The following is a 16496-nucleotide window of genomic DNA, read 5'->3' as shown; positions in this document are numbered from 1 at the left end:
TTACTCTCTTAACGCGGCCCCAAACTCAGATTCCAGACCTTTAACCACAGTATCTACAGCTTGCTGAATTTCAGCTTCTTCCAAGGTTTTATCCGGATCTTGTAAATGAAGTGACAAAGCAAGGCTCTTATAGCCAGGCTCAATTCCCTTGCCTTTGTACTCATCGAACAAGTTTAGAGCAACTAGTTGATTTACGCCAATATTTTCTATGTAAGAAAGAACATTTCCTACACGCACTTCATCTTTAACCGTAATAGCAATATCACGGCGATTCGATGGGAAGCGCGATACTGGTACGGCTGACGGTAATTTCCGATCGGTAATGGCATCTACCACTAGTTCGAACACAAATACGCGGCCGTTAACACCAAGCAATTTAGTAAACTGCGGGTGTATAGCACCAATATAGCCAACTTCTTCATCATTAAGCAAAATTTTTGCCGTCATGCCAGGGTGCAACGCACTATGCTGCCCTGTAACGAACTGGAACTCACCGGTTTTACCCGTAAGTGCCAACAACGCCTCAACGTCTGCTTTCGCATCAAAGAAATCAACCGGGCTGTCGCCCAAGTCCCAATGTTCTTCATTACGACGCCCTGCTACTACACCACCAATTACTTGTTGTTGCAATACACCATTTGGCGCATCTTGTTGAGGAATAAAGCGTAATCCGGTTTCAAACATGCGAACACGTTGTTGCTGACGCTTCTGATTATAAGCAGTAGCACCTAGCAGACCCGGCCATAAACTAACGCGCATTACCGACATGTCAGAAGAGATTGGGTGTGGTAACACCATGCCTTTCACGTCTGGGAATAATGCGTTTTGAATTTTAGGGTCTACAAACGAGTAAGTAATCGCTTCATTGTAGCCACGGCTAAGAAGCAACGACTTCATAGTGTTTAGTGGCAGCTTAGCTTCTTGCGAAGGCAACATTGCCAGCGTAGCTTTAGGCGCCACGTTTGGAATGTTGTTGTAGCCGTATACGCGGGCAATTTCTTCAATCAAATCTTCTTCAATTGAAATATCAAAACGATAGCTTGGCGCAACCGCTTCCCAGCCTGCTTCAGTTTGAGTAACGTCTAAACCAAGGCGGTTAAGCATTTCCGTTACTTTTGCATCATCAATGCTAATGCCTAGTACACGAGCTAAACGTTCACGACGAAGCGTAACCGTTGCCTGCTTAGGTAGCTTGTCTTCAGCCACAGCTTCAACCACAGGGCCAGCTTCACCACCACAAATTTCAAGAACTAGTGCAGTAGCGCGCTCCATTGCTTTACGCTGAAGTAGCGGGTCTACGCCACGCTCATAGCGGTGCGATGCATCGGTATGCAAACCATACTGACGAGCACGGCCCATAATGGCATCACGGCTAAAGAATGCACTTTCAAGCAAAATATCTTGCGTTTCAGTCGTTACACCAGAGTGTAGGCCACCGAAAATACCCGCCATGGCTAGCGCTTTGTTGTCATCGGCAATAACTAACGTATTGCTTTGCAGCTTAGCTTCGGTTTCATCAAGTAGCGTAAGGGCTTCGCCTTCATTCGCCATACGTACGTTAATGTTGCCTTCAATGCTGGCAAGGTTAAACGCGTGCATTGGCTGGCCAAGCTCTAGCAATACAAAGTTAGTCACATCTACAATGGGGTCGATGCTGCGAATACCGCAACGACGTAGCTTTTCAACTAACCACAGTGGCGATGCTGCTTTAACATTTACGCCTTTAACCACACGCCCCAAATAACGTGGGCATGCGTCATCAGCGCTTAACGTAATTGATAATTTATCACCAATTGTTGCGTTTACCGCTGCTACTTCAGGCTCGCAAACGTCAAGGTTATTAAGCACGCCTACTTCACGGGCAATACCGCGAATACCCAAACAGTCTGCACGGTTTGGTGTAAGGTCTACTTCAATAGCGTTGTCATCAAGACCAAGGTAATCGCGAATGTCTTCGCCAATAGGTGCATCGGCTGGAAGCTCGATAATACCGTCGTGGTCGTCGCTAATACCTAGCTCAGAGAAGCTACATAGCATGCCGAATGATGGCTCGCCGCGAAGCTTTCGCTTTCTTAATTTTAAAATCGCCTGGCAATACAGCGCCAACAACCGCTACCGCTACTTTAATGCCCTGACGACAGTTAGGTGCACCACAAACGATATCAAGTAGCTCATCGCCACCTACGTTAATTTTAGTTACGCGCAGTTTATCGGCGTTCGGGTGCTGACCGCACTCTACTACTTCACCTACTAGCACGCCTTTAAAATCGCCTGCTACTGGCTCAACACCGTCTACTTCTAGGCCAGCCATGCTCAACTGTTCAGACAGTTCATGTGCCGACAGCGACGGGTTAACCCACTCTCTTAACCATTTTTCACTGAATTTCATGTGTACTCTCTGCCTTAGTTGAACTGCTTAAGGAAACGAAGATCGTTTTCAAAGAACGCGCGCAAGTCGTTAACACCGTAACGAAGCATAGTTAAGCGCTCTACGCCCATACCAAAGGCAAAACCTGTATACTCTTCAGGGTCGATACCCACAGCTTTAAGTACATTTGGGTGCACCATGCCGCAGCCTAGTACTTCAAGCCACTGACCGTTTTTACCCATAACGTCTACTTCTGCTGAAGGCTCGGTAAACGGGAAGTACGACGGACGGAAGCGAATTTCTAGCGACTCCTCAAAGAAGTGATGTAAGAAGTCGTGCAAAATACCTTTAAGGTCGGTAAAGCTAACGTTCTTATCAACCATCAAACCTTCCACCTGGTGGAACATTGGCGTGTGGGTTTGATCGTAATCGTTACGATACACGCGACCTGGCGAGATAATACGCAATGGCGGCTTTTCCGCTTCCATGGTGCGAATTTGAACACCAGAGGTTTGCGTTCGAAGCATCATGTCTGGGTTAAAATAGAAGGTATCGTGATCGGCACGCGCTGGGTGATTCGCAGGAATGTTCAGTGCGTCGAAATTGTGAAAGCCATCTTCAATTTCAGGGCCGGTTTTAACTGAAAAACCAAGCTCACCAAAGAAAGATTCAATACGTGCAATAGTGCGGCTAACCGGGTGCAAATTACCTGGCTTTTCAGTGCGGCCTGGCAAAGTTACATCAATAGCTTCTTCGGCTAGCTTTTTGTTAAGCTCTTCAGTGCGTAAAAACTCACCTTTTGCAGAAATAGCTTGCTGAATAACCTGCTTAGCTTGGTTAATCTTTTGGCCTGCGGCAGGACGTTCTTCGTTCGATAACTTTCCAAGCCCTTTAAGTAAGTCGGTAAGTTTACCTTTCTTACCCATGAATTCGACCCTAACTTGGTCTAATGTGGCTGCATCTTGTGCAGCGTCAATCTGGCTTTGTGCCTGATTGATAATAGCGTCAAGCTCCATGTTTTCCTCAATTTACATGATGACTGCATGGCCAAAGCATAGGAAGAATTTTTCTGTGCGCTAAGGCTTGCCTGAAATAAAAGCGGTAGTTTACACGAGTGACAGACATTACCGCTACCCTATATAGCTGATAATGGCGAAATTTTGGTGGGTTTAGTTGAGCCAACAGGGAAAATTTACAACTTCATGTAAAAAGCTAATAATTTAATCAACAGGGCTGGCAACATATCCCCACCTATAATAGAGTACAATTTATAAACAATAATACTGTATAGGAAAACACTGAGAGATATTACCGTTGTTTTTTAGTTCCCAACTGTACAGCACGATTATTACGTTTAGCTACGATGGCTGTGTCTAAGAGGGAAAAACACCGTTATAGAGTATTTCAACTTGACTATTTTGTTGGTGGAACGGGTTACGCTTAGACGAATATCTTTCGGTATATTGACCACAAAGGTTTGTATATAAGTTAGTAGAATCATTGCCTTGGGGATCAACATGGAATACATAGTCGAAAAAGCTGTAACTCTCTCGTTTGGTATTGTCGGCGGCTTCATAGGCTTTCTGATAAGAGATAAGCTTCTTAGAAAAAGGGAAAAACGAAGAAACACTTTAGATCTAGCATCTGAGTTTGAAGGCGAAGCAATGGCGAAGGCTAGAGTTGAAGCCGACAAAGCGGTAGTAAAGCTCCGGCCGTCTACGCCAGAGTGCATTATGGAGCAATATAAAAATAATCATGAAAAAGTCATGGCCATCATGCGTATTGTCCACTTTTACCGTCGCCTAACCATATTAAAAAATGAAAACGAGATTGATACAGACTTAGCAATAAAACTTTTTTCCGAGATGTACATATGGTGGCACGATAATTACTTTCAATATCAAGCCCATGCTTGGAATGGCTGGTGCTTGTGCGCCCCTTGGCTATTACCACATAGCGAAGATGCGAAGTAATATAGTTTATCGGGCTGTTAGCCGTCCTAGCGCTGTGCGAAGAGACAAGACTCGAAATCCACTATTAAGATTGATCTTTTACGCTAACCATTCTACCAATTATTGAACAAGACAACTTTTATAAGATCCAAGAATAAAACAGTTATTTCACGTTTATAAGATCCAAGAATAAAACAGTTATTTCACGTTCCTATAAGTCAATCTCTCTTGTTGAGCAGCTTACTTTTCTTCATTGTGCAAATCACTTACTTTCGAGAATCTCTATACGAGCTTTAACATCATCACTGTTGTCCCATGACAATACTTCCAAAGCGTGTTTTTTCAATGCAGGGATATCACTCTGTGATAGCCCAGACTTTCGAGCAAACGCCACCGGATCTTTAAGAATCGTTTTCGCAGACTCGCGATATGCATAACCAGGCAACTCTTTGTCATAAGTTTTCAAAAGCATAAAATCAAGATAACTATCCATTCCCCTCAACTTTATCAACTCTATATTAGCGTCTGCAACATAACCATTTGTGTTACCATTCATGTATGCGACAGCTATAGTGCCTAAATTGTTCACAAGCTGATTTGCCCATACAAAAACGGCATTCAACCCGTTTTCAACGCTAATTTGGTCAAGAGCTGCTAGGGTATTGCTAGCTATCGAAATATTATTGCCGTACACAACATAAATAAGTTTGTTTCTACAGGATTCCGTTCGAGTCAACTTTCCACAATTTTCTTTAGCTAACTTTTCTGTTTCATTTGCAGCGTAGCCTCGGTGGTTTACAATCAGGATTTTTGAGAAAGATTCTCTGTAGCTATTTATTGCTTTATTCACTTCGGCGCGCACCGTGATTGCTCGTTCTATAGCAAAATGAGCACTTTTAAGTACGCGGTCAACATTTGAAACTCGCTGATATTCGGGTTGCCGCCTTATCAAAGCCGAAAAAGCTGAAAATCCATCAACGTAAAACTCAATTTTTGCAGAAGAATCGTCTCCATTTGAACTTCCTGCAAGGAGAAAAGCAATAGAATGACCATCTTCATCAAGTTTCTGCGCTGCCTCGTATGCCGACATCATTAAAGCCTTGCTTCCACCATGTACTATAAGTGTTAAATGTTCATTCGATAACTTTTGTGCCAAGACTTTAACAACAATCGTATCTTCAGAGCGCAGATCTTTTTTAATAAAGTCCTTTCCAGCGAAAGCTGGCGCTACAATTAGGGTAAAAAGTACCGCAACTAATATGACCTTGGCCCGACTCTTAAAATTTTGCATATAGAACGCTCCCACCTTAGTTATTTTTTAAAAAATCACAGAAATCAAGTTTCTTTTGTGCTTTTTGTTGTAGGCCACAGTATTTATTCACTTCAACTACCATCATCAATACAGACCTGATAAGACTGGCTATTTAATATCAAAAGTGTTTAGAAGAAACGGGAAAAAATAGTCAAATGTGTATTCTTTATAACACTATATGAATTTATTCGAGCATATACCTGTACTACTTGGTTGTAGACTACAATCCTGAAGGTTGCACGCTGCAGCAATTAATTCCAAATATCCCGTACAAGCATTTGCAGCTAAATTAATAAATTAGGTTCTCCCCACTTATTTGGTAAGAATAGTTTCTTTCACTTAATATAGGACGATAACTTGATAAAAAAGCAAGCGAACAGAAATTAAATATTAACTCTATGCTGAAGAGAATACTTGCACACATACGTTTTTAACGTTTTAAAATGACACTTCAATGTTTTTTTAGAAGAGCTAAGATAGTACACTGTTGCTCCGTATGTTAGGCAACGGCATTTATTTTGCTTCCTAGTAAATAGTTTTAGTTCGGTAAAAGGATATTAAAAAATATGGAAGTACAAGTGCTACCATCAGTTTCCGTTATAATCACAACGCATAATCGCCCCGACTATCTCAAAGAATCACTCGCTGCAGTATTAAAACAAACTGTTATGCCAAAAGAAGTGTTCGTCATTGATGATGGCTCATCAGTAAGCTATGAAGAAGTATTATCTCTCTTTCCAAGTGAGCAATTTACTTACGTTAAAGTTCCAGTGGCATCAGGTGCTAACGCGGCACGCAATTTAGGTATATCTAAGTCGACGTCAGATATTATTGCGTTCTTAGATGACGATGATGTATGGGATAATGATTACCTAGAACAGCACATCGCAGAGCATCAACGCGCTGACGCTGTGACCTGTGGGTACCGATTCCTTGAAACACCGGATAAAATACACATTAACGAAACTGAAGTTATCACTACAGATGTAATCAAAAAAGGTAATAAATTCTGCGGAATGAGTGGTGTTACGTGCAAGGCATCATTAGCTAAAAAGCTGATGTTTGATGAAGAACTAAAGAACAGCCAAGACTGGGACTTCTTTGTTCGTATTACGTTAGAAGATGCTGTTTTCAGAAACATACCTAAAGATATTTATCTCTATCGCAGAGGTCATGTTAGCATTTCTACCGAAGTAGCCAATATGCCACTAGAAAAAGTCTTCCCTAGGCTTAAGGCTTTTAAAAAACACAGGGCGCTATTAGGCAAAGAAGCTTATAACGACCGTGTTGCCAATCAAATACTTAGTCAAATTGGAAAGAAAAATAATAAGCTGGGCTGGCTTGGATTGTCTGTAAGAGAAGCTGGCTTAGTAGCCACCGCAAAAGTTATTCTAGGGAAAGACAGACTTCGTCGTAAGTTCGGCAAGTAGCCAACATTGTTCCACATTTAGTGTGCGCCGTTAACAAAACTAACAGCGCACTTCCTATATCAGAAAAAAGTACTACAATTTGTTTATTACTTCTGCATAGCGCTCGGCCACACTCTCCCAACTAAAATCAGCGGCCTGCTCTATCGGCGCATTTGCCCAGTCGGTTGATAGTGTAGTGGATATGGCAGCAGCGTATTCTTCAATGTTTTCAACGTCACAAACCACCCCGGCTTTACCTATCAGCGTTCTGCGCATGGAGTCATCGGTAGCTACAACGGGCAACCCGCTTGCCATTGCTTCTAAATATACTCGCCCAAAAGGCTCGTCTTCAGATGGCAATGTAAATGCATCTACTGAACGATAAACATTAGGAATATCAGCGAAGTCGACTTTAACGATTTTAAAGCGTTGTGCACCTAACTTCTGAATACAAAGTTCGTTAAAGTACTGTACATCTGGGCCGTCACCACAAATAAGCAATGAAACATCGTTCAGCTGGCTTACTGCCTCAATTGCCAAATATATACGCTTGTGATTTTGCCTATTTAACGCACCCACAGTTAACAATACTTTGCCTTGTAAACCATGCTCATATTTCTCGCCTTGTGGGCTGAATTTAGCTAGGTTTACACCGTTTGGGATAATTTCCACCCGTTGCTCTGGTGCTATAGAATTAACATATTCTTTAGTTTCTTGGTTAAACACAACCAAGCAGTCGGGCTTAAACTTCAAATTGCGACGTAATACTTTACCGTTTGATACCATCCCAGCCCTTTCGGTATAAAGAATAGGCGTTTTGAATAGCTTTCTAATTACTGCTGCTACTGCCAAGCCACCATAATCGTTATTGGGGTAAATGACATCACATCGCTTAAACATTAAATATGGCGTATATGTTAGGAAGCTAGTTAGCGACTCGATAAGCAAAGATGGATTAGAAACAAAGCGCGTTAGCAACCAATCAATGGTTTTATTGCGCTGGGCTTTTTTCACCTTCCCTCTGGGAATACAGGGAATAACTACACTGTGTTCACTACACTTAGATGAGCTTAAAAGCTTTACGTCAAAAAATGTGGCAAGATGTTCCGCCATTTCATACGCACTGAGCTGAGATCCGCCGCTTGATGAAAACCCTGCCTCAGGGTGAATAACGGCTACTTTTTTCTTCATAAAATTTCCATTTTAGTGCATCGAAGCAATTGCTCTGTCCGATATACAAGTGAGTATACCAAATTGACTTTAAAGATTATTCTTGAAATAGGTGAGTTAGCCACAAATCATCATTAATAGTCCATTTGCAAACATTTAGATTAAGCAATTTAGATTCCGTTTTTTCCAGAACTCAAATGAACCCGAATAAGGCAGGCTATTTTACCACCAAAATCAAACTAAAATTGTAAAGATCCCAGCCACCGTCTTGCTACGTACTAACGTTAGCACTACCCTTTTAATACAGCCCTAGTTTTCCTTTCATGCTTTTCAATCTATAGGGATATACCATGCATTCTGCTAACTCAAAGCCACCTGTTTTTCGCTTCACTTTAATTGGTTTGCTGTCTTTTTTAATGCTTTCTTGTGCCGCAGTGAACAAGAATGATAAAAATTACACAAAAGGCGGCCAACCCGGTGATATTTTGCATAACTATCTTAATGCGAATATTAGCGACAATAATACCGTAAACTCATTACTAGCTGATTACAAAGGCCCGACAAACCTATCAACCGTTGTTGAAAAGTACGAAGTCGAGATAGCGCAGTTGTATAAGCAAAAACTATTATCACGTAAGCCATCACTTAGTGAAGATGCAAAGAAAAGGCTGTTTGCCAATATAACCTCTAACCAAGCTTCTACTCTGTTCGCTTTGTATCCTATTGATACAGCAAAGTGGATGAAGATTATTTCAACATACTCGAACTTAAGCAAAAACGATATTTACGAATCGGCGATTACAGCAGGGTTAGACCCGTCAATAGTTTTTGCAGCTTCGGCTTCTGGGTTTGAAGATACTGCTACCCCGCTCATTAACTCAATAGGGTTAGTTATTCACGGCCAGGATGAAGAAAGTACTGCCGCCGTTAAATTTAGAACCGAAGATGATACTTATTGGCGTGAAGGTCTAGATTTAGCATGGGAGCCCATTTACGGGTCGTTCGCCGGAAGCATAGTGTACCTAGAAGCAGACACTACATACCATATTGAAGTGACGATTACGGATGCTAATGGCGATATCGTTGAACATTCCTTTCAAACTACTACAAAATCAAATACGCCCCTTATCGACCCAAATAAAATTTATTACCTTTCTGAAATTTACGCTGGCGGTCAACTGGATTTAGAAGCGCTAAATATAGAAGGTAGCGCTGATGGCTATGCAAAAATTATAGGCGACGGCCCCGTTATTGAAGCTGGCAACGATGCTCTTGCGGCTGTGAATATTGGTAACAACTCTTACGTTATGCTAGAAAACCTGACCGTTAAGGGGGGGCAGCGTTACGGTATATTTGCCAAAAAAGCACACCATATCTGGATTAAAGGATGCAATGTATCTGAGTATGGTAGACAGGCCGTAGATATTAGAAACGGTGTAGCCTATTCAAGTACGACTAATAATTCACCTATCAATTACGATTCGGGTATTTACCTAGAGCGAAGTGGAATAGCAGTAATCGAAGAATGTGAGGTCCATAGCCCTAACTTAGGTGCGAATAGCTGGGCAGTCGGTCACCCTAAAGGTGCAAATGCGCTACAAGTTTGGGCATACCACGACAGTGATGCCTACAGGGGCGAATTCATTGTTCGAAATAACCGCTTTTATGGAGCGCCAGATCATAGATTCAACGACGTTATTGAGGGCAGAAAAAATTTTGAAAGACGTGGTGGTTTCGTTAAGAACTCGGCAATTTATGGCAACTACCTTGCCTATGCAAATGATGACTTAATAGAAATAGATGGCGGCCAACAAAATGTGTTGGTTTACGACAACGAAATGGAGCAAGGCTATGCTGGTATTAGCATAGCGCCGAATACTTTAGGCCCCAGCTATATTTTTCATAACTACATACACAATTTAGGTGACGAAACAGGTAAAGAGTGGACTGCAATAAAAGCTGGAGGACTAATTTCTAAACCAGCAGGCAGAACCTATGTATTCGAAAATGTTATTGACGTAGAGCGTAATGGCATTGCTGCATCGAAAGTAAATAATGACACGACATTTTGGGTTACCACCCAGAACAATATTATATTGACTAAGAATACTGGCTATTCAGTTGGCTACTGTATTTTTGATAAAGAAAAGCATGTAGGCAGTACAAGTACTAACGACCTTTGTTTTAACGAGAATTCTGGTGACGCAAGATACGAATTCAATTTAGATAACGTTGTTGAACACCCCTACTCCGATGATTTTACTTACATAGCGTCACTGCAAAGCTCGTCTGAACCTACTCTATATGTACCCGAAGAATTTAAAATTCCTAACTTTTCTACGGAAGTAGCTTTACAAGCCATTGTAGAGCAGCCGTCAACAGTGTGGGAATTCAAAGCGAGCGAGATTGAGTACAGCGGCTTTCCTAAACAGTACCGCTACGGAGCTACTACGATTTCTGATGACAATACCGTTACCTTAACTGGTAACAACTGGCAGATGTTTCCAATTAGCTACACATTAACTGAGGGCTCTGTATTAGAATTGGAGCTTGAAGTAGAAGGTAATCCAGAAGTAGTTGGTATTGGCTTTGAGACAGATACTAAATTAAATAGTTCTAGAGTGGTTAAATTCTACGGCAAGCAGGCTTGGGGAATTAGAGGTGAAGACTCCTTCATACCCAAATCTAGTACTATAACTTTTCCTATTGGGCAATATGTGAAAGGTAAAGTGAATTATCTAATACTCGTGCTAGATAACGATGATATTGAGAGCTGGCGAAATAGAGATAAAGCAGCTTTTAAAGCGATAAAAATTAAATAAAAGGAAACTGCGATTGGCATTACAAAGAGAATTTTCTAATCTTTAATTATGCCTTATATAGCTCTTAGGTAACATGAAAGATTACGAGTAAACCCCTCTCGCTCAATAGTTTGGCTATCGTTAAAAGGCGGGCTAATCGTTAACCGTTGACTCAACATGTTTACCAAAACTGTAAAAGAGAGGCATTTCTATTCAACTAGAAAAACTTCTTTCAGAAACTGTACTTTCGTAAGCACTTTACTCCTTCCATTTTTGCGAACAATTTGTCACCTTGTATTCAATAATTGATGTTATTATTCCTGAGAGCTAGTAATTTTAATAATAGTAGAATATTCATTTAACATTATTCTTATTTAAGCACGCTTATACCACACATAATTCAAGGTATGCTTATTGCTAACTGTTTGGCAACCGGCAATTTTTTAAGCTAGCAGTGATACAGTTTTATAACAACTCAATTTAAAAAGAAGTACATGAAAGGATTTAAAATTTTATGAGCAGGATAGTTAACGCTACTAAATGGACTACCGTTGCAACGATAGTAACTATACTGTTAACAATATTACAAATATCAATTTTAACCCGTTATATCGAGCCTTCTACATATGGATATTTCGCTATTGTCAATTTAGCAATCGAAGTATTCACTGCTATGGCCCTTGGCGGCATATCCTCATTTGTAATATATAAAAAAGAAATAAGTCAACGTGGCACTAATACCATCTTTCTGATGGTTGCATGTAGTGGCATTGCAGCATTTCTATTTTTTTATTTTGTAGGCCCAATGCTTACCTCACTACTTGGCTACTCTATCCTCGAAGGGCCAATGCAGTTAGCTGCAATTCTACTCCCACTTTCAGCATTATCATCTCAATACCAAGCTATTGGACTCAAGCAATTTTCACACGATAAGGTTGCAAAGATTGAAATAACAGCCAAATCTCTATCTTTTTTAATCGCTATCAATACCACCGAGCTAGAAATTTTCTGCTTACTCGTATCGTATATTAGTTATTATATATTTAGGCTTATCGGCTTGATTATCGTTTTCAGTAAAGTCGTGAATTTTAGCCCCTCTTTTGAAAGGGCAATTATAAAAGAAGCATTTAACTACGGAGCCTTTGAATTTGGAACGCAAACCTTAAATATCGTCAGACGTCAACTAGATGTCCTCATATTGTCACTTACATTGAGCGCGAACGATCTTGGAATTTATCATGTCATCAAGCAATTGGCCAGTCGACCAGCTATGGCAGTACAACCAATAGTAAATAAGGTAGCGCTACCAACTTTTGCAGGACTACAGTCTAATGCAAACCGCTTAAGAGAGACCTACTTGGATTTCATGGGAGCCCAATCATTTGTATTGGCATTTTTCTATGTTCCAATCATTCTCTTTTCAGACCTAGTAGCTTCATTATTATTGGGTGATGAGTACGCCTCGCAATACATAGTACTAACCTTATTAGGGGCTTTTTGGTTTATTCGAGTAGGTTCTAGTAACTTGGTAGGTCCAATCGTTCTCTCTTCCGGAAAAACTAAGGCAAACTTTTACTGGAATCTTGGTATCATGATCCCGAATATTGCGGTTATATACTGCTCTTCTTATTTCGGTGTGATTAATCTTGCTGTAGCGCTTATAATATTCCAGCTACTAGTCATACCTACTGCTAACAAGTTGGTTGTCGGACAGGTTCTGAGCATTCCGTTGGCTAAAATTGCGCTTAGTTTGGCAATTCCGTTTTTACTGTTGCTGATTCCATTAATATTACTAAAAATGCTTTTTTTAAACGTAACTATAGATACCTTTCTGGTACGGGAAAGCATCGTAGGTTTAGTAACGCTCTTAGTATCATTCCTATGCTTCAAATACATTTCATTTATTAGAGATGGCCTTCTTCGATTAAAAAAAGGATAGTTTCGTTGAAAAAAGTTATATTCTTCGTCAAAAAGTTTCCGATTCTTTCGCAGACTTTTGTAATAGATCAAGTAAATTCACTTATCGATAATGGGTTCGACGTCCAGATAGTTTCGTTCTATAAAGAAAAAGAAACTGTTCATTTAGAGTCGTTAGAACGGAACAACCTTTTAGCTAGAACGCACTTTATTAGTCCAAAGGGTGCTCAATCAGTGAAGAAACCCGTTAAACTGTTATTCATAGCAAAATTTCTAATTTTGTCTCGAACTTATGAAAAAAAATTAGCGCCATGTGCTGATTTAGTAGTTCATCTTATGAAAAACAACAAAATAACCTTAGCTTATGAAATCGCAATTACTTCTTGGAAAAACAAGTCAGTAAATTTTAGTGCTGACAGCATTATCGCTCACTTCGGAAATAACGGTGTAGTCGCTAAGGCAATGAAAAACGCGGGCATTTTATCTGGCCATCTAAATACAGTTTTTCATGGTTACGAGATTAGTGAGTATGAAAATATAGAACTGTGGAAAGATAAATACGTCGACCTCGCAAAAGATAGTACTTTACTACCAATAAGCAATTTTTGGAAACAGCGCTTAGAGCAATGGGGAGCTAACAGCGAATCGATAAAAGTTTTGCGAATGGGTGTAAATGTTGACAAGTTATCACTGAAATATAAGCCTGTGAGCAAACCTATTCGAATAATTAGTGTAGCAAGAGCAACAGAGAAGAAAGGGCTTAAGTATGCTATTTCAGCAATGCACTATTTATCTGACGATTTCCATTTGGACATAATAGGTGGTGGGGCGTTACATGATGAGCTTGTAACACTGAGTAAAACCATTTCAGTAGATAATCGTATAACCTTTCATGGCGCACAATCGCCAGATTACGTCCAAAAAAGCCTTGAAAAATCAGATGTATTTTTGTTGCCATCGATAGTTGATAGCAAGGGAGACATGGAAGGAATCCCGGTAGCTTTGATGGAAGCTATGGCTTCCGGCTTAGTAGTTGTTAGTACTTATCACAGTGGTATCCCTGAACTAATCGAAAATGGTGTAAGCGGATTTCTAGTCCCAGAGCATGACCCTGAAGCCATTGCAATAGCTATAAAAAACGTTGCTAACAGTGATGATCTAAACCATGTTGTAAAGGAAGCTAGAAATAAAGTTGAAAACGAGTTTAACTCTTTGAAGCTGGGTAAAGAGCTAAGTACACTTCTTAATAAACAGTAAGCTACTCGCTACACTATTTGGCAAAAGTAGTTGCCCTATTTTACCAACCTAACAGTTTGAAACAAGGAAAAGCAAACTAGCTCGTCTTTGAAAAAGCATGTATGCAAAGCATCGTTAGTGGTAAAAGCCGAATATCACTACATTTTTGTACGCAATACCATGTGAAATTATCCCATCAGAGCGGACAGGACGAATAACACAAACAAAAAAGCCGCTCAATGAGCGGCTTTTTTATACCAACGTTGGTTTACTTTTTGATTTTACGTCTTAGCGCACCAACTAGCATGATAGCTAGGCCAGCAAAACCAATATGACTTGGTTCAGCCACTTGAGTAACTGAAGAAGATTGGCAAACTAAGATATTGTCACAAATTTCAACATTGGTGAATGAAGCAACGGAACCCGACCAATTTTCATCATTATCAAGAATAAAAACTATACGGTTGAATGAACCAGTAATATATTGTCCAATTTCAATCGAAAAATTAACAACACCATCGCCACTTTCATAGTCAGAAAGAACATTCGCACTCGGGAACATAGTAGATTGCGACCCGCCCACAAAAGCAAAATCACCCATTTCTGATACAGAGAAACTATCATCGATGTCGAAAGCAATGCCGTATAACTCTGCGTTTAAACCATTCGCTTCAAACGTGAAATTCAAAATGGAAGTACTTGTCAGGGTAGTATTAACTAAGATGTCTACCCATAGGTTCCCATCTAGCGTTAAGGTACTACCGCCATTATCAACCGTAGCAGTGCCGGCTTTATATTGGTTACTATACTCTGTTGCAGTGTAGTCATCAAAATCAATAAAAGCAGCATTTGCGCTACTTGCTAAAAACAACGTTGTGATACACACAATTTTAGAAATAAACTTCATTTTATATCCTTCGACAAAGCTAAAAGGTCAAACCACTAATTAATTTAAAGCAAAACACATGCCAATAAAAATACTCATAAATTACAATAACTTACATTGACACCTTATATGAGTGTAAAAATTACTGACAAATAAATTCTATTCTAATGAGTGAGCGATCATGCCACGGGCTCTTTCGCGCTCTGATTCCACAGCAACGCGTACCTTTTCACTAAATAAGGCGATATCAGATAATACGTTGAATACTTTTTGCTCTAAAGTTTTATCTATTAATTCTACTAATGGAACTCCGAAGTCACGCAACCCAAGTTGATTCATTATGCCTTCAGACTTGTGCTCGTAGTTTAAAGCGAATGCTGGTGTACCAAAGTTCATAGATATTATGGCGCTGTGGAGCCTAGTTCCGATTGTCAGCTCGCATTTACTAAGAAGATTGCCTAACTCCACATCATTCAACTCGTCCATAACAACTTTGAATTTGTCAGTATTTTTTATAAGCTTGCTTACTCTAAAAGCTACCATTCTATCGTCTTTTTGGTAACCCTCTATTCCAGTGCAAGTAGAGCACGCTAGAACATTTACACCCTTATCAATAAGACTATTGCACAGCTTACCAAAAGCAGTTTCATATTCTTCTTGAGTTATACCTAGCCTTTTATCAAATGGTTTAAGCTCTCTTAATGTGATAGCTACTGTTTTTCCACTAGCCACAAACTCGTCTAAAGTTTGATTTTCTAATACAATTTTATTAGGACCAACTAACCACGCAGTGTCTGCTCCTTCAAAAAAACCTTCAGGCAGAGGCATTTTCTCTTCAAGAAGCCCTTTACTTACTGGCTCACGCAGTCCAAGTATCTTAGCTTTTGAAAAAACAAGTTCTGCAGCTTCGCAAAATAACTCATTTTCAAAAGGTCCTACTGAATGGCCAAGCATTAACAATGGACGTTTGGCAGCTATTGCGCAAAATGCGTGATAAAACTGACCTAGGCCATACAAATCAACAAAGAAAGAGCCGCCAACTTGAATTATATAGTCATATTTCGCCAGTGAAGTTATATAGTCTTTAAATTCAACAGGTAGATTTTTGTCAGCATCGCCCTCTTTAGCTGAAGACAGAAGCTGCTGAAAGAGTTTGTTTTTAAAAAGTCTATTCTTAATCTTTCCTTTTAAACCGCCTGAATAACTTTTGTATCTATATAACCAATCATTTTCGAACTTTTTGCCTAATAGTATTTCTGAACTGATAGGAAACCGCGAGATAAGATCAATATCAATATTCTTATCATGCCTTTCAAGCTCTTCTATTAAACCGCGAAGTATCGCCCCATCACCTCTATTGCCACACGAGTGATTGCCTATTATTAAAACTTTCATTATTTAGTTGTTCCGTTAAAACTTAAGATTTGAAAATTGTGGTCAGATTA

General features: G+C 40.0%; 10 protein-coding genes and 1 pseudogene. 5 read left to right on the top strand and 6 right to left on the bottom strand.

Annotated features, from left to right (window positions below):
• Both pheT and pheS read right to left on the bottom strand, forming a co-directional pair.
• Positions 1–2389, bottom strand: a pseudogene (gene pheT, locus ACYX4M_RS14665) (phenylalanine--tRNA ligase subunit beta).
• Between the two features lie 14 nt (positions 2390–2403).
• A complete protein-coding gene (gene pheS / locus ACYX4M_RS14660; protein WP_015066912.1) occupies positions 2404–3384 on the bottom strand; it encodes a phenylalanine--tRNA ligase subunit alpha in 981 nt (326 codons plus the stop codon).
• 501 nt (positions 3385–3885) lie between these two features.
• On the opposite strand from pheS, the gene ACYX4M_RS14655 reads away from it, so the two are divergent.
• On the top strand, positions 3886–4341 hold the full coding sequence (locus ACYX4M_RS14655) for a hypothetical protein (RefSeq protein WP_333970077.1): 456 nt from the start codon (positions 3886–3888) through the stop codon (positions 4339–4341).
• Between the two features lie 241 nt (positions 4342–4582).
• On the opposite strand, the gene ACYX4M_RS14650 is transcribed toward ACYX4M_RS14655, so the two are convergent.
• A complete protein-coding gene (locus ACYX4M_RS14650) occupies positions 4583–5611 on the bottom strand; it encodes a hypothetical protein (RefSeq protein ID WP_476080660.1) in 1029 nt (342 codons plus the stop codon).
• Between the two features lie 587 nt (positions 5612–6198).
• Between ACYX4M_RS14650 and ACYX4M_RS14645 the strand changes: the two genes are divergently transcribed.
• On the top strand, positions 6199–7062 hold the full coding sequence (locus ACYX4M_RS14645; RefSeq protein ID WP_476080659.1) for a glycosyltransferase: 864 nt from the start codon (positions 6199–6201) through the stop codon (positions 7060–7062).
• A 72-nt stretch (positions 7063–7134) separates the two neighbouring features.
• Here the strand turns inward: ACYX4M_RS14645 and ACYX4M_RS14640 are convergent, their stop codons facing one another.
• Complete coding sequence (locus ACYX4M_RS14640; protein ID WP_476080658.1) at positions 7135–8232, bottom strand: glycosyltransferase; 1098 nt, start codon at positions 8230–8232, stop codon at positions 7135–7137.
• Between the two features lie 329 nt (positions 8233–8561).
• Between ACYX4M_RS14640 and ACYX4M_RS14635 the strand changes: the two genes are divergently transcribed.
• The 3 genes from ACYX4M_RS14635 to ACYX4M_RS14625 all read left to right on the top strand — a co-directional run bounded on the left by ACYX4M_RS14635 (position 8562) and on the right by ACYX4M_RS14625 (position 14186).
• Entirely contained in the window at positions 8562–11033 is a 2472-nt protein-coding gene (locus ACYX4M_RS14635) for a right-handed parallel beta-helix repeat-containing protein (RefSeq protein ID WP_476080657.1), read from the top strand.
• A gap of 493 nt (positions 11034–11526) precedes the next feature.
• On the top strand, positions 11527–12951 hold the full coding sequence (locus ACYX4M_RS14630; protein ID WP_476080656.1) for an oligosaccharide flippase family protein: 1425 nt from the start codon (positions 11527–11529) through the stop codon (positions 12949–12951).
• Between the two features lie 5 nt (positions 12952–12956).
• Positions 12957–14186, top strand: coding sequence for a glycosyltransferase (locus tag ACYX4M_RS14625; protein WP_476080655.1), 1230 nt, complete (start codon positions 12957–12959; stop codon positions 14184–14186).
• Positions 14187–14433: 247 nt separating this feature from the next.
• On the opposite strand, the gene ACYX4M_RS14620 is transcribed toward ACYX4M_RS14625, so the two are convergent.
• Both ACYX4M_RS14620 and wcaK read right to left on the bottom strand, forming a co-directional pair.
• A complete protein-coding gene (locus ACYX4M_RS14620; RefSeq protein ID WP_476080654.1) occupies positions 14434–15072 on the bottom strand; it encodes a hypothetical protein in 639 nt (212 codons plus the stop codon).
• A gap of 138 nt (positions 15073–15210) precedes the next feature.
• Complete coding sequence (wcaK, locus tag ACYX4M_RS14615; RefSeq protein WP_476080653.1) at positions 15211–16446, bottom strand: colanic acid biosynthesis pyruvyl transferase WcaK; 1236 nt, start codon at positions 16444–16446, stop codon at positions 15211–15213.
• Positions 16447–16496 lie beyond the last annotated feature (50 nt).

It is taken from the genome of Alteromonas sp. ABV4_150, from assembly GCF_056311745.1.
Note: the sequence above shows the minus strand (reverse complement) of the source record. Positions and strands in the feature narration are given on the sequence as shown.